The sequence below is a fragment of the Enterococcus sp. ARL09-542 genome (genome assembly GCF_005234805.1).
In the GTDB taxonomy this organism is placed as follows: Bacteria; Bacillota; Bacilli; order Lactobacillales; family Enterococcaceae; genus Enterococcus_D; species Enterococcus_D gallinarum.
Genome location: NZ_QPQX01000004.1, coordinates 1 through 19,874, shown reverse-complemented (window position 1 = coordinate 19,874; position 19,874 = coordinate 1). Strand labels below are relative to the sequence as shown.

General features: G+C 42.8%; 15 protein-coding genes, 6 tRNA genes, 1 riboswitch and 1 other annotated feature. Of the genes, 6 read left to right on the top strand and 15 right to left on the bottom strand.

What is annotated here, in order from left to right; genetic code table 11:
- Window positions 1-25: 25 nt before the first annotated feature.
- Window positions 26-2,182: a PBP1A family penicillin-binding protein gene (locus tag DVW06_RS05575; protein ID WP_003128419.1), complete on the bottom strand. Its 2,157-nt coding sequence runs from the start codon at window positions 2,180-2,182 to the stop codon at window positions 26-28.
- 193 nt (window positions 2,183-2,375) lie between these two features.
- Here DVW06_RS05575 and DVW06_RS05570 point away from each other — a divergent pair, with 193 nt between their 5' ends.
- Complete coding sequence (locus tag DVW06_RS05570; RefSeq protein ID WP_003128418.1) at window positions 2,376-3,227, top strand: RluA family pseudouridine synthase; 852 nt, start codon at window positions 2,376-2,378, stop codon at window positions 3,225-3,227.
- Between the two features lie 92 nt (window positions 3,228-3,319).
- On the opposite strand, the gene DVW06_RS05565 is transcribed toward DVW06_RS05570, so the two are convergent.
- Complete coding sequence (locus DVW06_RS05565; RefSeq protein ID WP_123866832.1) at window positions 3,320-4,045, bottom strand: pseudouridine synthase; 726 nt, start codon at window positions 4,043-4,045, stop codon at window positions 3,320-3,322.
- Window positions 4,046-4,135: 90 nt separating this feature from the next.
- On the bottom strand, window positions 4,136-5,782 hold the full coding sequence (locus tag DVW06_RS05560; protein WP_003128416.1) for a putative polysaccharide biosynthesis protein: 1,647 nt from the start codon (window positions 5,780-5,782) through the stop codon (window positions 4,136-4,138).
- A 196-nt stretch (window positions 5,783-5,978) separates the two neighbouring features.
- Between DVW06_RS05560 and murE the strand changes: the two genes are divergently transcribed.
- Entirely contained in the window at window positions 5,979-7,493 is a 1,515-nt protein-coding gene (gene murE / locus DVW06_RS05555) for a UDP-N-acetylmuramyl-tripeptide synthetase (protein WP_003128415.1), read from the top strand.
- Between the two features lie 140 nt (window positions 7,494-7,633).
- On the opposite strand, the gene DVW06_RS05550 is transcribed toward murE, so the two are convergent.
- The gene (locus tag DVW06_RS05550; protein ID WP_005472910.1) at window positions 7,634-7,933 is read right to left on the bottom strand and encodes a DUF5960 family protein; all 300 of its coding nucleotides are present in this window, start codon (window positions 7,931-7,933) and stop codon (window positions 7,634-7,636) included.
- Window positions 7,934-8,163: 230 nt separating this feature from the next.
- On the opposite strand from DVW06_RS05550, the gene DVW06_RS05545 reads away from it, so the two are divergent.
- A complete protein-coding gene (locus tag DVW06_RS05545) occupies window positions 8,164-8,394 on the top strand; it encodes a hypothetical protein (protein WP_003128412.1) in 231 nt (76 codons plus the stop codon).
- Window positions 8,395-8,749: 355 nt separating this feature from the next.
- Here the strand turns inward: DVW06_RS05545 and leuS are convergent, their stop codons facing one another.
- Together leuS and DVW06_RS05535 are read right to left on the bottom strand one after the other, a co-directional pair.
- Window positions 8,750-11,164, bottom strand: coding sequence for a leucine--tRNA ligase (leuS, locus tag DVW06_RS05540; RefSeq protein WP_137264494.1), 2,415 nt, complete (start codon window positions 11,162-11,164; stop codon window positions 8,750-8,752).
- A gap of 88 nt (window positions 11,165-11,252) precedes the next feature.
- Window positions 11,253-11,480: a binding site (T-box leader), on the bottom strand.
- 43 nt (window positions 11,481-11,523) lie between these two features.
- Window positions 11,524-13,194 carry a LysM peptidoglycan-binding domain-containing protein gene (locus DVW06_RS05535; protein ID WP_005472912.1) on the bottom strand — a complete coding sequence of 557 codons (1,671 nt, stop codon included), beginning with the start codon at window positions 13,192-13,194 and terminating at the stop codon, window positions 11,524-11,526.
- Between the two features lie 261 nt (window positions 13,195-13,455).
- On the opposite strand from DVW06_RS05535, the gene DVW06_RS05530 reads away from it, so the two are divergent.
- From DVW06_RS05530 to DVW06_RS05520, 3 genes are read left to right on the top strand one after another with little or no spacing between them, the layout of a single operon-like run.
- Window positions 13,456-14,106, top strand: coding sequence for a phosphatase PAP2 family protein (locus tag DVW06_RS05530; RefSeq protein ID WP_003128409.1), 651 nt, complete (start codon window positions 13,456-13,458; stop codon window positions 14,104-14,106).
- Window positions 14,107-14,130: 24 nt separating this feature from the next.
- A complete protein-coding gene (locus DVW06_RS05525; protein WP_137264493.1) occupies window positions 14,131-15,114 on the top strand; it encodes a TIGR01212 family radical SAM protein in 984 nt (327 codons plus the stop codon).
- Window positions 15,089-15,664: a tRNA (mnm(5)s(2)U34)-methyltransferase gene (locus DVW06_RS05520; protein ID WP_005472914.1), complete on the top strand. Its 576-nt coding sequence runs from the start codon at window positions 15,089-15,091 to the stop codon at window positions 15,662-15,664. The genes DVW06_RS05525 and DVW06_RS05520 overlap by 26 nt, the downstream gene beginning before the upstream one ends.
- 24 nt (window positions 15,665-15,688) lie before the next feature.
- On the opposite strand, the gene DVW06_RS05515 is transcribed toward DVW06_RS05520, so the two are convergent.
- The 9 genes from DVW06_RS05515 to DVW06_RS05475 form a co-directional block, all read right to left on the bottom strand.
- On the bottom strand, window positions 15,689-16,471 hold the full coding sequence (locus DVW06_RS05515; RefSeq protein WP_021149016.1) for an alpha/beta hydrolase: 783 nt from the start codon (window positions 16,469-16,471) through the stop codon (window positions 15,689-15,691).
- The gene (locus DVW06_RS05510) at window positions 16,471-17,952 is read right to left on the bottom strand and encodes an MDR family MFS transporter (RefSeq protein WP_137264492.1); all 1,482 of its coding nucleotides are present in this window, start codon (window positions 17,950-17,952) and stop codon (window positions 16,471-16,473) included. The genes DVW06_RS05515 and DVW06_RS05510 overlap by 1 nt, the downstream gene beginning before the upstream one ends.
- 62 nt (window positions 17,953-18,014) lie before the next feature.
- Window positions 18,015-19,199, bottom strand: coding sequence for a methionine adenosyltransferase (metK, locus tag DVW06_RS05505; protein ID WP_003128403.1), 1,185 nt, complete (start codon window positions 19,197-19,199; stop codon window positions 18,015-18,017).
- A riboswitch (SMK box riboswitch) is annotated at window positions 19,197-19,279 on the bottom strand. (Overlaps the previous gene by 3 nt.)
- Before the next feature lie 102 nt (window positions 19,280-19,381).
- Window positions 19,382-19,453, bottom strand: a tRNA-Glu gene (locus DVW06_RS05500).
- A 13-nt stretch (window positions 19,454-19,466) separates the two neighbouring features.
- Window positions 19,467-19,540: transfer RNA gene (locus DVW06_RS05495), tRNA-Ile, on the bottom strand.
- Between the two features lie 16 nt (window positions 19,541-19,556).
- Window positions 19,557-19,627: transfer RNA gene (locus DVW06_RS05490), tRNA-Gly, on the bottom strand.
- Window positions 19,628-19,631: 4 nt separating this feature from the next.
- Window positions 19,632-19,704 (bottom strand) — tRNA-Phe (locus DVW06_RS05485).
- Between the two features lie 4 nt (window positions 19,705-19,708).
- A tRNA-Asp gene (locus DVW06_RS05480) sits at window positions 19,709-19,781 on the bottom strand.
- Between the two features lie 17 nt (window positions 19,782-19,798).
- Window positions 19,799-19,872, bottom strand: a tRNA-Met gene (locus DVW06_RS05475).
- Window positions 19,873-19,874 lie beyond the last annotated feature (2 nt).

The following is a 19,874-nucleotide window of genomic DNA, read 5'->3' as shown; positions in this document are numbered from 1 at the left end:
GATGCACATGCAGTAGAAGCTAACATCAATTACCATTGATCGTATTCCATAGATTACCAAAAAGCTCTTTGGTTCCTTGTTTGACACGCTCACCAAAATCTTTTAATCCTTCTTTGGCATTTTCGGCAAACTCGTCAACTGATTTTTTCCAGTCATCGTTGTCCGTTGATTCATTTGGATCTGGCACTTCATCTGCTGCCATCAGTTTCCCACCAGTCATATAGGCATCTGCTACTTGGAACTGACTTCCTTGGCTGTAAGGCAACAGACTTTCGGCTTCCGCTTTAAATATCTTGCCGACGACTTGCCCGCTGGTTCCAGTCAAATAGTGTTCGGCACTCGTTTGTTCAAAGCCCAGCCAGGTGGAGATTACGAGATCAGGTGTATACCCAACGATCCACTGATCATTGACTTTTGATAAATCAAAGTTTGTTTCCGTTGTCCCGGTTTTTCCTGCGATCGTAAAGCCATAAGGGCTAGCGCTGACCCCAGTTCCATTAGAGAAGGTACCCAGCATCATGCTTGTCATCTTGTCTGCTGTTTCTTTGGAGATGACTTGTTTTCCTTTGACTGAAGTATTATCTACAATAACCGCGCCCGTTGAATCAACGATTTTGGTGATCAAATGCGGTTGGTAGTAATAGCCTCCGCTAGCAAAGACACCATACGCGGCAGCCATGGTCAACGGTGATTCGCCAGTTTCCAATCCGCCTAACGCCAATCCCCAATATTTGTCCGATTCTGACAATGTTAGCCCAAATTCCTGAGTCTTTTTGTATCCGCGGTCGAGACCAATTTCATGAAGTGTCCAAACAGCTGGCAGATTTAAACTTTGAGCCAATGCTTGATACATCGGCACTTCACCGGAATAGGTCCCATCGTAATTCTTTGCCTCATAATAACTTTGAGGTTTGTCTTCCAAAATACTATCTGGATTATAGCCCGCTTCGATTGCAGGTGCATAAACACTGATGGGTTTGATTGTCGAACCTGGCGAGCGTTTCATTTGGGTAGCAAAATTGAACCCGCGAAAAACATGTTCGCCTCGTCGCCCTACCAATGCTTGAACACCGCCAGTTGTCGGATCTAATGCCACCGAACCTGATTGGACCATCGTTCCATCAGACGCATTTTCTGGAAAGAGCGCATCGTTTTTATAGGCAGCTTCCATTTGTGCCTGATAGTTTTGATCCAGTGCTGTGTAGATTTTGTATCCACGATTCATCACATCATCCGCATCAAGTCCGTAAGACTCCGCTTCATCGATCACTGCATCGAAGTAATAAGGATATTTATAGCCAGATTCTGAATTGCCATAGCCATCGTACAACAGGCTAGCTATTGAAACTTGCTCTTCTTGATCGGCCACAGATTGATCCAGCATTTTGTTGTCCACCATCAGTCCTAGAACAGTATCTCGGCGGTTCGTCGCATTTTCTGGATGATCGATAGGATTATAAATTGATGGACCTTTAAGCATACCTACTAAGGTAGCTGCTTCTCCCACCGTCAAATCTGAAGCATTGACACCAAAATATTTGAGCGAAGCATCTTGAATCCCCCAGACTCCATTACCGAAATAGGAACTGTTCAAATACATTTCCAATATTTCATCTTTTGAGTATTTTTTTTCGATTTCAATCGCTAGAAACAGTTCTTTGGCTTTTCGACTAAAGGTTTGATCGAGAGAAAGATAGGCATTCTTTGCTAGCTGTTGCGTAATTGTACTCCCACCGCCACCTTCTGCACTACGATTGACTACCATCCGCAAGGCCGCCCGAGCGATCCCTTTGATATCAAACCCATGGTGATTATAAAAATTCCGGTCTTCCGTTGAGATCAGTGCGTGAACGACTGCTGGGGAAATGCTTTTTAAATCAACATAGGTGCCCTTTTGAGAATAGAGCTGCCCAGCTTCTTCTCCTTTAGCATCGTAGATCACAGTGGACTCTTTCAATCCTGATTCTAATTCACTAACTTTGGTATTCTTGGCGATATAAAACAAGTAACCGCTCATCACTAAAATACCCACTAAAGTCAGTAAAATAACTATTTTATTCACATGATATTTCTTCCAAATGCGTTTGCGCCATTGATGGAATTGCTGTAGATAAGGCTTGATCCAACGCCAGAAAGTTTGGATCGATTCTTTTATCTTGTGAAGGATTTGTTTCAAATCCATTTCTCCACGCTCCTTTTAACAAAGTGTAGCATATATCAAACCGTTTGGAATACGGCTCTAGCAGTAAATTTCATCCACAAAAGATTGCTCGTCAATTCTATCAGCGAAACTTCTGTTTTTTGTTGTTTTTTTTATAAGAAAATCTTAAAGATGCTATAATAGCAAATAGATCACAACTTAGAAAGGGATTTTTATGGAATATACCATTACATTACCTAATGACCATCCCCGAACAACGATTCGGGAATTATTAGAACAAGAATGGCTCGTCCCTCGCAAAGTACGCCATTTACTGCGAACCCGCAAAAATGTACGCGTCAACGGTGAAACAGCCCTTTTTCATCAGGAAGTAGCAGGTGGGGATCAGCTCACGCTTCTTCTAGAAGAAGCAGATTACACGTATCAGCCAGTGATTTCTGGGAACAAAGAGAAGATTACGGTGTTGTTTGAAGATGAACATCTGATCGTTGTCAATAAGCCCGCTGGTATCAAAACCCACCCCAACCAACCAAATGAAACCGACACACTTATGAATGATCTGGCTGCATATCTTTCACCAGAGACAAGACCCTATGTCGTTCACCGATTAGATAAAGAGACCAGCGGCGTCATTTTATTTGCTAAAAACCCCTTAGTCTTGCCTATTTTGGGACGAATGCTTGAAAGTAAGCAAATTTATCGTCGCTACCAAGCAACAGTCTGGGGACAATTGGATCAAAACCAAACCATTCGCAAAAAAATCGGACGCGATCGCCACGACCGTCGCAAACGAGTCATTGACCCACGCAATGGCTTATCTGCGGTGACACACGTTGAGATTGCCGCTCGCAATGCCCAAACGACTTCGATCTATTGTGTATTAGATACAGGACGTACGCATCAGATTCGTGTCCACCTTGCTAGCATTGGACATCCTATCGTCGGAGACCCTCTTTATCAGAAAAAAACTGCAGCTCGCCTTGAGCTGCATGCCTATGAACTTTATTTGACCCATCCATTCTCACAAGAGTCACTGCAGATCAAAGCGCTGCCTGGGCTCTGGTGATGGACAGAATGTTTCTGAAGCAGCAGAGACATTGCCTCTAGTCTCATTCCACATACTGGGCACAGCCGTCAGGCTTCATTCGCTGCAACAATTCAATCTTCCGCTGGTTCAGCAGAAAGCTGTGCCAGCTCTTTTTCTGTCATTGAGCGATACTCTCCTAATGCCAAATCTTTCGGCAGCTGTAACCCGCCCATTCGAGTACGCTTGAGATAAGTCACTTCTTTTCCCACTGCCTGCACCATTCGTTTTACTTGGTGAAACTTCCCTTCATGCAAAATCAAGGTAATCGTGGATGTCTCGGCCTGCTCGTCTACCTTTAAAATCGTCAGCTGTGCCGGCATGAGAGTTTCCCCATCCAGTTCGATTCCTTGGAGAAATTGGTGACGATCCTCTTCGGTCATGATCCCTCGAACTTCTGCATAATACTCTTTTTCGACGTGTTTTTTGGGTGACAATAACCGATGAGCTAGCTGGCCATCATTCGTAATTAGCAGTAGTCCTTCGGTGTCTTTATCCAAACGACCGACTGGAAAAAGATCCCGGCGATAATCTTCCGCCGCAAACAAATCCAAGACTGTCTTTTCCGGATCGGTCGTTGCAGAAATCACACCAGCCGGTTTGTTCAATAAATAATAGAAATCTTTCTGGTAACGTACCAGTTCTCCTGCAAACGAAACCTGATCCTCTTGTTCAGCTACTTGGAATTTATCACTTTTGACTTGTTGACCATTGACCGCAACAACGCCTTTCTTGATTGCTTGCTTCACTTCTTTTCGTGAGCCATACCCCATATCTGCTAAGAATTTATCTAGTCGCATGTTTTCTCGCCTCTCTCTTTGCGATCTTTTTTACTGAAAAAACCGCCTGATCGATCCATGCGATCTCAGCGGCTAATCAGGTTTATTGGGTTATTTGATTCGCAATTTCTTACGCAAACGAATCATTGATGAGCCCAGTAGTTTTTCTGCTAAGCGGATTTTCAATGCCATATAAATATAGGCCCCGCCACCGACTGCTGCAACCAGTAGAGAAAGAATAAAGGCTTGGACTTTGCGATCCGAACTTAAGACCAGACCAAACAATTGCCGAGCAATCAGCGCGATCACTAACATAATGAGAGTCATCAGGAAAATCAAAACCGTTCTTCTAAAGGTCAACTTGGCATTGAAGTGGCCTTTAGTCAACATTTTTCTAATATTCAGCCAGCAAGTCACACCAAGTGCCAATGTTGTAGAGACTAAAGGACCATAAACTTGGAACAGCCAGATGGCCGGATACTGCAAAATAAATTTTAGCAACAAACCAATAAAGAAGAAGATAACCGCTTCTGTGTTATGGTACATCCCTTGCAGCATGCTAGAAGTCAGCATGAACAAGCCCAGGATTAAGCCAGAGATACAAGCAGCAACGAGGACGCTTGCCCCTAATGTATCCGGTCGATAAAACAATGTATACAATGGATACGCCAATACGATCATTCCAAACGTAGCAGGCAGCATGACAAAGGAATACAACTGGAGGTTATTACTGATCAATTTAGCTAAATTTCCTTGATTCTTTTTCGCTACTGCTTCACTGATTAAAGGCAACCCTGTAGATGCCATCGACGTTGCTAAGCCGATCACGACCATTGTCAGCTTGTCTGGATTGCTGCCAAAGATTGCCATCATGTCTAAGAGCTGATCATTGGAATATTGTGTAAATCCTTTCATAATTCGAACAAAGGTATACTGATCCACTAGTTTAAAAATTGTGATCCCAGAACCAACAATAATAAAAGGAATCGCTTCTTTGATGGTGGATAAAACCAATTCTTTGGTTTGGATCTCTGTTTCTTCTTTGCTCATGTCCAGCAAAACATCCATCCGAACCCGCTGCTTCTGGAAATAATAAACCAAAACCAGAACACTTGCTAAAACGCCGATAAAGGCAGCAAACGTTGATTGAGTCACAGCAGCTGTATAGTCGCCTTCTACCACCCGCATGATAATAAACGTTGCCAACAGCATATAGAAGACTCGCGCGATCTGTTCAACGATCTGAGAAATCGCGAATGGTTTCATGTCTTGATTTCCTTGGAAATATCCTCGCATCACACTCATACATGGAAAGACCAAAAGTGCCACGCTTAAGGAGCGCATCGTTGGAATCAATTCTTCTCCGCCACCAGATGCGGTTGCCAGCCAAGGAGCGGCTATGTACATGATACCAGCAGTTACTACCCCAAATCCTGCCATCAACTGTAAAGCTCTCAGGAACAAGCGCTGACTTGTACGATACTCTTCTCTTGAGTTGTAGTAGGAAATCTGTTTCGCAATCGCTGCTGGAATTCCTGCAGTAGAAATCATCAAAAACAAAGCATAGACATTGTAACCCATTCCAAACAATGCATTTGCTTTATCTCCGTTGGCTCCCATCCAGTAGTACCACGGCAAAATATAGATCGCACCGAGCAACCGAGAACCAATGTTTCCCAGTGTCATCCAAGCCGATCCTTGAGCCATTTTTTCTTGTGTCGTTAATTGTTTTGACGCAGATTGCGTATGATTATCCATGGCAGTTCTCTCCAACTTTCTACAAACATATCCCCTTCATTTTAATTCGAAAAAGGACTTCGAGCAATCTATTTTTGCAACATATTAAAGTTTCTTCACATTATTGAAGAAGAACGACCAATCGCATGCTGTCTTCCATTCGATTTGCCTGAATATGCTATAATAAACTAAACTTTTTGAAACGAGGAGAACCAAGATGTCACTACTTACCATTACCCCCCATCAGATCCGCGGGTTGTTGATCGAAGCAAATCTATTAAAAGAGTTTATCGGCCAAGAATGGCATTATACCGTTCCACAAGAAATGAACGACTTGATCTTTACCTCATTAAGTTATGATTCGCGTCAGACAGACGCAAATACGCTATTCTTCTGTAAAGGTGCCGCGTTCAAAGAAAGCTATTTGGAAAGTGCCGTTGCTCAGGGTCTTCAATGTTATGTTTCGGAACACCCTTATGAAAATTGTTCCGCCTATGGCATCATCGTTACAGATATCCGAGCAGCCATGGCTTGTATTGCCCAGGCTTTTTACAACAATCCGCAAGATCAGCTGTTTAAAATTGGAATCACAGGAACAAAAGGCAAAACGAGCTGTGCTTATTTTGTGCGGGAGATTTTAGCCAAAACAACCAATCAGAAAGTAGCTTTTTTCTCCTCTGAAGAAAATACTGTTGACGGAAAGAACTATCAGGAAGCAGTTTTGACGACTCCGGAAACGTTAGACTTGTATGCTATGATGGCCGAAGCAGTCGCTAATGGTATGACACATCTAGTAATGGAAGTCTCTTCCCAAGCTTATAAAACCAAACGTGTCTCTGGGATCACTTATGAAATTGGAATCTTTCTAAATATTTCGCCCGATCATATCGGTCCAGTAGAACATCCGGACTTTGATGATTATCTTTTCTGCAAACGCGAGTTGATCCACAATAGTAAACAAATGATCATTAACCGACAAAGCGATTATTTTGAACTATTAAAAGAAACTTGTGCTGCTCATCAAGTACCATTGATCACCTATGGCCAATGCGATGGAGATTATCAAGTATTACCAGCGGAATCGGGCGATCCTAAATCATTCCGCATCCATTCTGAAAAAGATATTCTTCTTGTGAATGGCGACTATCAGTTGGCTTTGCTAGGAGAATTCAATCACGACAATGCTACTGCTGCAATCGTTGCTGCTTGTCTTGCGGGAGCTACCCAAGAAGAAGCACAATCTGTCTTGCCTAATGTAACGATTCCAGGACGAATGATCGTTCTGGAAAAACAAAATGGCGCATTGATCATCGTTGATTATGCCCACAACTACTTAAGCTTTAAGTCACTGAGTGAGCTAGCCCATACATTGCGGCCAAAAGGACGGCTGATTTTTGTGACCGGCAGTGCCGGCGGCAAAGCAGAATCACGACGTCCTGACATGGGTCGAGCGCTTTCTGAGTATGCAGATAAAGTCTATTTAACTTCTGATGACCCTAACTTTGAGGATCCTCGTGCTATCGCTGCCGAGATAGCCGCTGCGATCACTGCACCTACTGTCATTATTGAAGAACAGATGGACCGCAGCCTTGCGGTCCAATCAGCGGTTGCTGAAGCCGCTAGTCAAGATATCGTGATTCTAGCTGGTAAAGGCGCTGAGCAATATTTGAAAGTCAATGGTCAAAAAGAACCTTATGAAGGTGATTTGCAAATCGCTCAGCGTTTGCTTTGATTTTTTCATTGCCTCACCTATCCGTTAACAACAAACACCCAAAGAATGACAGCATCAAGCGGGTCATCCTTTGGGTGTTTATTTTTGTGTCTATGCAAATGCCTCTTAAAAAGTTCTTGATTTAAATACCTTGCTGAAAATTATGGTTGTTCATCCTCATAGGTTTCATAGACATAAGGAGCACCATCATAGCGAAATTCTGTCGAGATTGCTGCGTCCAAATCTTCGGTATACATGAATTTGCTGAAAGGAAACAGAAAGACTTCGCCGTCTTTCGTTTTTTCCGCTTCCACTCGGTAAATTAGCTGGTCCGCAGTCAATTGCTGATTCAGCTGTTCCAGCACGTCATCGATCACTTCTTCTTCTTGGTAACCTGCTTTTGCTACTCGTTGATAATCATTGAAAAAAGCCTCTTGACCTTCAAAAGATTGATAGTCCATTTTTATTCCTTCTTTCTGCGCTTTCATTTGCGTTAATTCTATTATACGAGACCCCTCTTAGTTCAACGAATGATTTGATTGCCGTTTCACTTAGAAAGAGTCAGCTGACTAGAAAAATATGTCAAATTCATTTCAAGTGTATTACGAATCAATGATTTGACAAAATCGCATTGAAGACTTTTTCATTTTTTGTATAATGGGACATAGAGAATATTAAAGGGGCAGACGCAATGAACAGCACAAAGAAAAAAATCTTCTTTGGAACAGGGGCAACAGTAGGTTTTCTAGCAATGATCGCATTGGTCGGACAATTTTTAGTAGCAAACCACTTGATCGGCACAAATGATACTTCCACAGAAATCTTCACTCGCGCAACATATCCAAATGGCTTTCTATTGGTGATCTTCATTCCATTAGTGGCTACAGCTGTATTGTTTTACGGCATTATTCGCAAAAAATAGTATGCAGCGGCAGTTGATGTTTGCATCAGCTGAACCGCTGCTTTTTTGTACAAAAAAAGCGGGGACAGAAGTGTTAAACTCCGAGAAATAAGGAGGAATACACAGAAATTGCTTTTCAAATTTTTGGGTATTTCGACTTATTTCTCGGAGTTGCATCTGCTCCGACCGTTTAGACATGTTTAGAGGGACTGTGCCATAAGTCATCATCCAACAAGTTAAACCGAATAATAGTCTATTGCTAGGATAGATTCCTCTGACTTTTGCGACGAGGAGTCCCTGCACCGCAGGAGCAATAATAGTTAATGTTCGGATAGTTTTACTTGTAGGAGACTTATGGCACAGTCCCTCTTTTCAATTAATTAGCGACGATATTGACTAATTTATTTGGTACAACGATGATTTTGCGAATCGTTTTTCCATTCAATTGTTCTTTTACCAGTTCATTTGATTGAGCTAACTGTTCGAGCGTCGCTTTGTCTGCATCCGTAGGAACTTTGGCTTTTGCCCGAACTTTGCCGTTCACTTGGAATACCACTTCGATTTCATCTTCGACTAGCGCACTTTCATCATAAGTTGGCCATGGCACATAAGAGATGCCCTCTTTATTTCCGAGAATTGCCCATAGTTCTTCACCGATATGAGGGGCAATCGGTGCCAACAATTGGACAAATCCAGCAACATATTCATATGGTAGTGCATCGGACTTATATGCTTCGTTCACAAAGACCATCAGCTGTGAAATAGCCGTGTTGAAATGAAGCTGTTCAAAATCTTCGGTAACTTTTTTAACTGTTTGGTTGTAAACTTTACTTAGTTTGCCATCATTGAATGTAGTAATTCGATCACGCATTTTGCCATTTTCATCCACGATCAAACGCCAGACGCGGTCTAGGAATTTACGGCTGCCTTCCAAGCCGTTTTCATTCCATGCGATCGATGCATCTAATGGACCCATGAACATTTCATACATGCGCAGTGTATCTGCTCCGTATTGTTCGATGACATCATCCGGATTTACGACGTTTCCGCGAGACTTCGACATTTTTTCATTGTTTTCCCCAAGGATCATCCCTTGATTGAATAATTTCTGGAATGGTTCTTTTGTCGGTACGACACCAAGATCATAAAGGAACTTATGCCAGAAACGAGCATAAAGTAAATGAAGCACCGCATGTTCTGCCCCACCGATATAGATATCTACTGGTAACCAGCGTTTCAATTTGTCAAAATCGGCTAAGCGATTTTTATTGTGAGGGTCGATAAACCGCAAGAAGTACCAAGAGCTCCCCGCCCATTGTGGCATCGTATTCGTTTCACGACGTCCCTTCATGCCTGTTTCTGGATCAACGACATTGACCCACTCGCTGACATTCGCCAATGGCGATTCACCTGTACCACTTGGCTTGATATTATCGGTTTTTGGCAAGCGTAGTGGCAATTGATCTTCCGGAAGAGTGGTTGTAGTACCGTCTTCCCAATGAATGATCGGGATAGGCTCACCCCAGTAACGCTGCCGAGAAAACAGCCAGTCTCGCAGACGGTAGCTGATTTCTTTTTTACCGACTCCTTGTTCTTCTAACCAGTGGTTCATTTTTTCAATTGCTGCTTCTTTATCTAGACCATCCAGAAACTCTGAATTGATATGAGGACCGTCTTCAGTATAAGCAGCTTCTTCAACGTCTCCTCCAGCCAGAACAGGAATGATTTCTAACCCAAAAGCTTTTGCAAATTCATGGTCACGTTCGTCATGAGCTGGCACAGCCATGATCGCACCAGTACCATATGAAGCCAACACATAGTCAGCAATCCAAATTGGCACTTCTTTCCCATTCGCTGGATTGACCGCATAGGCCCCTGTGAAGACACCCGTCTTTTCTTTAGACAAATCGGTCCGATTCAAATCGGACTTCTTCGCTGTTTCTGCAACATATGCCTCAACCGCTGCTTTTTGCTCCGGTGTAGTGATGGCTTGTACCAACTCATGTTCAGGAGCCAAAACCGTATAAGTGGCACCGAACAATGTATCTGGTCGTGTCGTAAAGACGGTGAATGCTGCATCGCTACCCGCTACTTTGAAGGTGACATTGGCACCCACAGAACGACCGATCCAATTCCGCTGCATTTCTTTGATGCTCTCAGGCCAATCAACTTCTTCTAGATCATCTAGCAAGCGATCCGCATAAGCCGTGATCTTCAACATCCACTGACGCATAGGTTTGCGAATAACATCGTAGCCGCCGCGTTCACTTTTGCCATCGATCACTTCTTCATTGGCGATAACCGTTCCTAACTCTGGAACCCAATTGACAGGAACCTCGGCTTCATAAGCCAATCCTTTTTCATAAAGTTTGGTAAAAATCCATTGCGTCCATTTATAGTACTCAGGATCTGTCGTGTTGATCTCACGATTCCAATCGTAACTAAACCCCAGTGAATTGATTTGACGACGGAATGTTTCAATATTTTTTTTCGTAAACTCGGCCGGATCATTCCCGGTATCCAATGCATATTGTTCAGCAGGCAACCCAAAAGCATCCCAACCCATGGGATGAAGAACGTTGAATCCTTGGCTGCGCTTGAAGCGGCTTAGAATATCCGTCGCTGTATATCCTTCTGGATGCCCTACGTGCAATCCTTGTCCAGAAGGGTATGGGAACATGTCTAACGCATAAAACTTTGGTTTATCCGGTTGATCGTGGGTATTGAACTCATTTTTCTTAGCCCAATATTTTTGCCATTTTTTTTCAATTTCTTTGTGATTGTAGTTCACTATGGACGCCTCCTAAAAATTGGTGCTCTGACTTGATCAAAAATCAGCAGAACTTAAAAAAAAGTCCTATAAAAATCACTATTGATTTTTATAGGACGTTATAAACGTGGTACCACCTAATTTTATCTGTTATGAAACAGACCTCGATGTGTTAACGACCATCGCCGTATCTGCCTACTTTGAGCGGTTCTGAGAAACACTCATTTCAGTCAAATATCACTTGAAGGCGAGTTCGAAAGGTCTTCTGTGCATTTCCACCAGCCATGCACTCTCTTGATTCCAACACGTTTCTACTATTCCTTCTCAAATGTGAAAGATTCTTTGCACTTATCCTATCAAAAAAACAGCGGAATAGCAATCTATTTTACGCGAACGCTTTGGCCAGGATAAACAAAGTTGTCTTTAATGTTATTCCATTGAATAAATTGATCTCTGGAAATACCAAATTTATCCGCAATTCCCCAGACAGAATCGCCAGATACTACGGTATAGTTGCTCGTACTTGCCGTCTGATTCGCAGCCGTTGCCGTACCGCTGACCCGTACGCTTTGACCAGGATAGACGTAATCATTTTTGATATTGTTCCAACTGCGGAATTGGTCCATCGTGATACCAAATTTATTAGCAATCGACCAAACCGAGTCCCCAGACGCCACTGTATACTTTTGACTGCCAGCTGATGAAGAAATGCTCGTAGAAGCTGTGGTCGGGCTACTTGTCTGTTTATTTCCAGAATTTTTTACGACTAAGCGTTGACCAGGATAAATAAAGTCATTTTTGATATTGTTCCAGCTGCGCAATTGATCCATCGTGATGCCATGCTTATTCGCCACACTCCAAACCGAGTCCCCTGAAGCAACGGTATAACTACCAGCATTGGTTACAGAACTTATTGCTGTAGTCTTGTTGGCCTGACTTTTTGACCCAGTATCATTTTTTACGACTAAGTGTTGACCAGGATAAATAAAGTCATTTTTGATATTGTTCCAGTTGCGCAATTGGTCCATCGTGATACTATGCTTGTTCGCCACACTCCAAACCGAGTCCCCTGAAGCAACAGTATAACTACCAGCACTTGCTGTCGTGGTAGATATGGTCCCTGTATTCGTCGTTTGTTTGGCAGTACCACCATTGATCGTCAGTTTTTGTCCTGGGTAGATAAAATTATTGCGAATATTGTTCCAGCTACATAGCTGATCCATTGTGATGCCGAATTTATTAGCGATTCCCCAGACAGAATCCCCTGACGCAACTGTATAGCCTTGACTACCAGAAGAAACTGACGATGTCGCTGCTGGCTTGCTGACAGGATTTGTAGCGGTATTAGGCGTACTGACCGTTGCTCCACCACCGGCATTGCCTGAAGCTGGTGTATCATATTTAGTCAAGCCATACTGCTGGATCACCGTATTCAATGAAGAAGCATAGTTGGGAGCTGTTGCGTAACGCCCCGTCAACCATTGGGTTGCATCACGGTAAGAAGACGTATTGCTCTTCCAAGCACCTGCATAATAATAATTACCGTTTCCTAGCGAAACATTTCTTAATGTTCGTGCGTTGTCTTCAAAAGATTCTTTGTAAGAAGGGTATTTTTTGAAGGGTTCTTTCATAGTCAACCATTGATTGTTTAAATACTCTGCTGTATTCATATAGACTGTCTGACCATTATGACTGCCCTTGATTCCAAAAAGATTATGGTTAGGTGATTGGGACAGGGCACTTCTTCCCCAGCCGCTTTCAAGAATGGCTTGTGCGATCATGACTGAAGCATAAAGATCATTTGCTTGGGCAACAGGCTGTGCATAAGTTGCGATTTCTGTAATGAATGCTGCTGTATTAGGTGCAGCAAAGTTACTTCTCACCACAGTATTTTCTACGGCATCCGCTTGAACTGGAGTCAGCAAAGGCGCTACTACTGAGCAAGCGGTTATGGTTGTCCCTACAACAGCGGCACTTTTTCTCATCGTTTGATAAAATTCACTGGACTGTCCTTCTCTGCGACGCTCTTTGCGCGATAAACTCATGTTCATGAACGTTCCTCCGTCTTCTATTTTTTTCCTACGTTTAGTATACAATTTCTTAAGATTTTATAAAAGTTATTTCCTTCTTTTCGCCAAACTGTAAACTCTTTGTAATCTAACGTACATTATTCGAAAGAAGAAGTAAGCGACAATTTCTTGTTATACAATATTGTCCCTCAAGAAACACCCCTGCACCACTGTCTTTTGTCCCTCCAAGATAAATGGTATAATAGACTCACTATGTTTGCCTGTAGAAATGAGGATTTTTTTATGAACAAAAAACTGTATTATCAATTCGCCGGCAGCTGTTTTTTGCTGCTTTTTGCCTTTTTAGGCTATGTTGTCAAATTCTATCCAACTTGGCTGAATCCTTTCGATGAAAGTAGCACTCGTTTGATCCGTAGCGGTTATCCTTTTTTGACTGACTTTTTCCTATGGGTGACCAAGTTTGCTAATCCAGTAACGATTGGACTGCTTTTCATTGTTGTATTGGTCGTGTTGCTTATCAATCGCTTCTATTCCGAAGCACTGTGGCTCAGTTTCGGTACGATTGGCATCTCAGCGGTCTTCAATCCGTTGATTAAATTATTCTTTATGCGAGAAAGACCTACACTGGAACATTTAGTGTTGGAGACAAGCTCTAGTTTTCCTAGCGGACACTCCACTGGCAGCATGGTATTTTATGGAACCTTACTTTTGCTGATTCCTGTCTTTTTCCAGTCACAAGCGTTACGCTGGGGTATGAGAATCTTGCTTGGCTTACTGATTTTTCTGATCGGTATCAGTCGGATCTATCTAGGTGTTCACTTTCCTAGCGACGTACTCGGCGGATTTTGTGTGGGACTCTCTTGGCTGTTACTGACCTATCCGTACTATTTAGAAAAGCGTTTTGTCTGGCGTTTCCAACAAAAACAATCTTAGAAAAAAGAAAAGAAGGTAAAATCCATGAATTCATTCCCCTATGCCGAAAATCAGCATAAACGTTACCATTCTTGGAATTATGCATTGCGTCAGGAATTTGGTGAAAAAATATTTAAAGTACCGATCGATGCTGGCTTCGACTGTCCCAATCGAGATGGTACTGTTGCAAAAGGTGGTTGTACCTTTTGCAGCGTATCTGGTTCAGGCGACATGATCGTTGCACCTGAAGCCCCGCTACCCGTTCAATTTCATAAAGAAATCGATGTGATGCACAAAAAATGGCCTCATGTCGATAAGTACATCGTTTATTTCCAAAATTTCACCAATACCCATGCCCCAGCTGCAGTCATTCGAGAGCGGTTTGAACAAGTTTTGACCATGCCAGGTGTCGTTGGTGTTTCTATCGGTACACGTCCTGACTGTCTTCCAGACGATGTGGTAGACTATCTAGCTGAATTGAACCAACGCTTTTATTTGTGGGTGGAGTTAGGGTTACAAACAACCTTTGAAACCACCAGCAACGCAATCAACCGTGCGCATGATTATCAAACATATCTTGATGGTGTCGCTAAATTGAGAAAACATGGCATTCAGGTTTGTACCCATTTGATCAATGGACTCCCTGGTGAAACATTAGAAATGATGCGGGAAAATGTGCGGAAAACAATCTTGGACTCAGATATTCAAGGGATCAAACTCCATCTCTTGCATTTGATGCGAAATACCCGCATGCTCCGGGACTATCATGAAGGCAAGCTGCAATTGATGCAAAGAGAGACTTATGTCTCTTTGATTTGCAACCAACTAGAAATGATTCCTGCGGAGATCATCATTCATCGTCTGACAGGTGACGCTCCTTGGGATGCTTTGATTGGACCTATGTGGAGTCTCAAAAAATGGGAAGTCTTGAATGAGATCGATAAAGAAATGTTGCGCCGCGACTCCTATCAAGGAAAATTTGATGTTAGAAAAGAGGCTATCTATGCTACAAACAGCCATGCGTTATAGCCACACCCTTTTACAAGAAGTCGTCAAACCGGGACAGACCGTAGTTGATGCCACCATGGGAAATGGCCATGATACCGAGCTGTTGGCAACACTAGTCGGACCTGAAGGCAAAGTCTATGCCTTTGATATTCAGGAACAAGCAGTAACAACAACAAAAGAACGCTTGTTAGCAAAAGGACTCCTGCCGCAAGTTGAACTGATCCACCAAGGACATGAAACAGTAGCGGATTACGTCCCTGATGCCGTTCATGCAGCTATTTTCAATCTAGGTTACTTACCAAAGAGCGATAAAAAAATCATTACTTTACCTGAGACGACCGAACAGGCACTGCAAGCATTGATCCAACGTATTGTTCCTTGCGGTCGGATCATCCTTGTATGCTATTATGGCCACGAAGGCGGACCTGAAGAGTTAGAAGCTGTTCATCGCTTTTGTCGTCAATTACCACAAGCGCAATTTAACGTGCTGTCCTATCAATTCATCAATCAGCGCAACCAACCACCAGTCCTGTTTTGTATCGAACGAAAAAAAACATCAGAGAACCGTTGACTATTCTTCGGTCTCTGATGTTTTTTATTTTCCTTCAACGAGCCAGTTTAATACCCGTTGGATCCACTGATCCCAAAATTGCCAATCGTGATCTCCGGAACCAGACTCAAATGTCACTGCCAAGTCACGTTCCTGCATTTTTGCAACTGCATATTCACTTGCAGGAAACAGTTGGTCTTCTGTTCCACAACTAATATAAAAGCGCGGTGCCTTTTGCGGATCAATCGTATCGATCAAATGGATCAAATCATTCTCTGAACCTTGAAACTGATCCAATGGGCCAAAAATCCCTTCCCAGTAAGAAGTATTTCGAATCTTTAAAAGAGAATCCATGCTTTCAGCAATCGCTAAAGCCCCGGACAAAGAGGCAACGGCAGCAAAACTCTCTGGTTTACGCAAACCCAACTTAACAGCACCATAGCCCCCCATAGATAGACCAGCAGCAAATGTCTTCTCCCGATCACTGCTCAATTGAGGAAACAGCTCTCGGCAGATTTGCGGTAACTCTTCTGCAACAAAGGTCCAGTACTTCATATCATAAGTTGTATCTGTATACCAAGCCAAATCAGTCGAAGGCATGATCACTGCCATTTGATAGTCGCTCACATAGCGCTCGATCGAAGTTCGTCTTTCCCAGACACTATGATTACCGCCCATTCCATGTAATAGATATAGAACTGGTAATTCTTTTTGATCATTTTTTGTAGTTGTACCTACCTTTTTGATGGTAGTTTGGGGGAGAATCACGTTTACCATTACTTCCATTTCAAGAACATTTGAATAGATATTTGCTTGTATAAAAGCCATCAAATCACCTGCGATTCTTTTTTTATCATTGTACCAGATTCTCGCCGAATTGTACGGGCAAACACCAAAGCAAGCACAATCAGCAACAATCCTAATCCATATACCCAATGTAATCCATCGTACAAAATTCCTCGTAATTGAAGCAGAATGTCTGTTGAAAGTTTCTTAGCAGCAGTTGGGTCCACTAAGCGATTCATGATTTCCTGATCTTGAATACCTGCTTCTTTCAATCCAAAATTATTGCTGATATTCAAGACGATCCCGAAAACAGAAACCATGATTGTCTGACCAATTGTTCTTAATAGCGTATTGAAGGAGGTCGCTACCCCAATTTGTGAATGAGGAACACTGGTTTGAGCAGTCACGGTACAAACGACCATCGTCGCTCCCAATCCGATTCCGGTAATTGAAGAGATTCCTAAAAACCAGAGAAAAGACGTTTTCATTGGGGTAATAAAAAGCCAGATTGCGCCAACAAGCGTAATTAATAGACTAGCCGTTAGGACCCATGAAACCGACCGCTTCAGCAACCAGCGGCTGGCTAGAAATGAGCCGACCATCCATAAAATCGATAACGGTGCTAGTACAAGACCACCGATACCTGCACTCATTCCTAAGACTCCTTGCATCCACATTGGGATATACACATCGATACCCATCAAAAAACCGCTAGCTAGTGCTGCGACAATATTTACTACCACAAAAGTTCTAGAATGGAATAACGCTAAATCAATTAATGGATCTGCTGCTTTTTTCTCTACTCGATAAAACAGCAGGAATGTTACAATAGTCAAAATCAGTAAGCTTACCACAGCAACACTTAACCCCTGATCGCCTAGTAACTGAAACCCTAAAAGCAGAGAAACTAATGTGACCATCATCAAAAAACTACCAAGTAAATCCATTTTCTCAGATTTCTTCGTCTTTTTGTTTTCATGAAAATAAAACCAAATCATGCCAAGAAGAAACACACCAATCGGCACATTAATAAAAAAGATCCAGTGCCAACCGACTGTATCAACAATCACACCACCAGCTAATGGACCGACGACACTAGCAATCCCCCAAGCAGTACTGTTCAAACCCAAGACTTTCGCTCTCTTTTCTACAGGGTACAAGTCGGCGATGATCGTCAATGCAACAGGCATCATCGCACCAGCCCCGATTCCTTGAACAGCTCTCGAAAGGATGAGTGTCAGCATGCTGTTTGACAAGCCACAGAGTGCGGAACCAATCATAAAGAGCAGTGTCCCAAATAAAAAAATCGGTTTACGACCAATGGTATCGGCAAGTTTACCGTAAATGGGTGTCAACATAGCACTAGTCAATAAGTAAATCGAAAAAACCCAATTCATGATCTCGATCCCGTGTAAAGAACCAACGATCGTCGGCATAGCAGTCATAATGATCGTCCCTTCGATAGCCGTCATAAATGTTGCAACAAAAACAGCAATCGTCACACGTGTCACATTCGTTTTCATCTCCCCCTCTTCTAAGTCAAAAAAAGAACCTCTATTGATTTACATCAACAGAGGTCGCCTCTTTATTCCTTCACACTTGCCAATAAAGCATCCACTTTATCTGTTTGTTCCCATGGCAAGTCGATATCTGTACGACCAAAATGTCCATATGCCGCTGTCTGACGATAAATCGGACGACGTAGATTCAACATTTCTATAATTCCAGCTGGCCGCAGATCAAAATTCTCTCTTACAGCTTGGATCAATTTCTCTTGACTGACTTTTCCGGTTCCAAACGTATCAATTCGAATCGATACAGGTTGTGCTACACCAATCGCATAAGCTAGCTGAACCTCTACCTTTCGGGCAAGTTTCGCTGCAACGATATTTTTAGCAATATAGCGTGCAGCATAACTAGCAGAACGGTCAACTTTTGTTGCATCTTTCCCAGAAAATGCGCCACCGCCATGTCTTGCATATCCACCATAAGTATCTACGATGATTTTTCTACCAGTCAATCCGGCATCCCCTTGAGGCCCACCGATGACAAATCGTCCTGTCGGATTGATATAATATTTTGTTTCATCGTCTAAAAGAGAAGCTGGTATCACTTCTTTAATCACTTTTTCAATAACGTCATGACGAATCGTTTCATTGTCTACTGCATCATCATGCTGTGTGCTGATAACAACTGTATCCACTCGACGAGGCTGATCTTGATCATCATACTCGACAGTTACTTGGGATTTTGCGTCAGGACGCAAATAGGTCAATTCATTCGTTTTACGCAGTTCTGCTAATCGCCGAACAAGACGGTGACTCAATGCAATTGGTAATGGCATCAATTCTGGTGTTTCATCAACAGCAAAACCAAACATCAATCCTTGATCTCCGGCACCGATTTCTTCTTCATTCGCTTCATCGCGTACTTCTAATGCATTGTCAACGCCTTGAGCAATATCAGGTGATTGTTCATCAATGGCTACCAATACCGCCACAGTGTCACCGTCAAAGCCGAATTTTGCCCGTGTATAACCGATTCCTTTGATGGTTTCGCGAACAATTTTTTGAATATCTACATAGGCACTTGTCGAGATTTCGCCAAAAACCAATACTAATCCGGTCGTCACCGAGGTTTCGCAGGCAACCCGTGCCATTGGATCTTCAGCAAGCAGCGCATCTAAAATAGCATCACTGATTTGATCAGCCACTTTATCTGGATGTCCTTCAGATACAGATTCTGAAGTAAATAAATGTTTCTCTGTCATTTTTTGTATTCCCCCTAAATTTCGATTCGGTTACAAGGCATCTTCGCAGCTGCGAATCCTTTCGGGAACTTGCAACGGACTGATTATAACAAATTTTGACCTACTGTGCCTAATTTATGGAAAAACTTTTAAAATTGCCTTTTTTAAAACATAAAAAAAAAGCATTCCAAAGGATGCTTTCATGATCCGTACGGGATTCGAACCCGTGTTACCGCCGTGAAAGGGCGGTGTCTTAACCACTTGACCAACGGACCAAGTAAAATTCAATGGGCCTAAATGGACTCGAACCATCGACCTCACGCTTATCAGGCGTGCGCTCTAACCAGCTGAGCTATAGGCCCAAAATAAAAAAACTAAAGCGGGTGACGAGAATCGAACTCGCGACAACAGCTTGGAAGGCTGTGGTTTTACCACTAAACTACACCCGCAAGATGGCGCGGGACAGAATCGAACTGCCGACACATGGAGCTTCAATCCATTGCTCTACCAACTGAGCTACCGAGCCATAACGGTTCCGACGGGAATCGAACCCGCGATCTCCTGCGTGACAGGCAGGCATGTTAACCCCTACACCACGGAACCATATTTAGTTTTTTTGATTGCGGGAGCAGGATTTGAACCTACGACCTTCGGGTTATGAGCCCGACGAGCTACCAGACTGCTCCATCCCGCGAT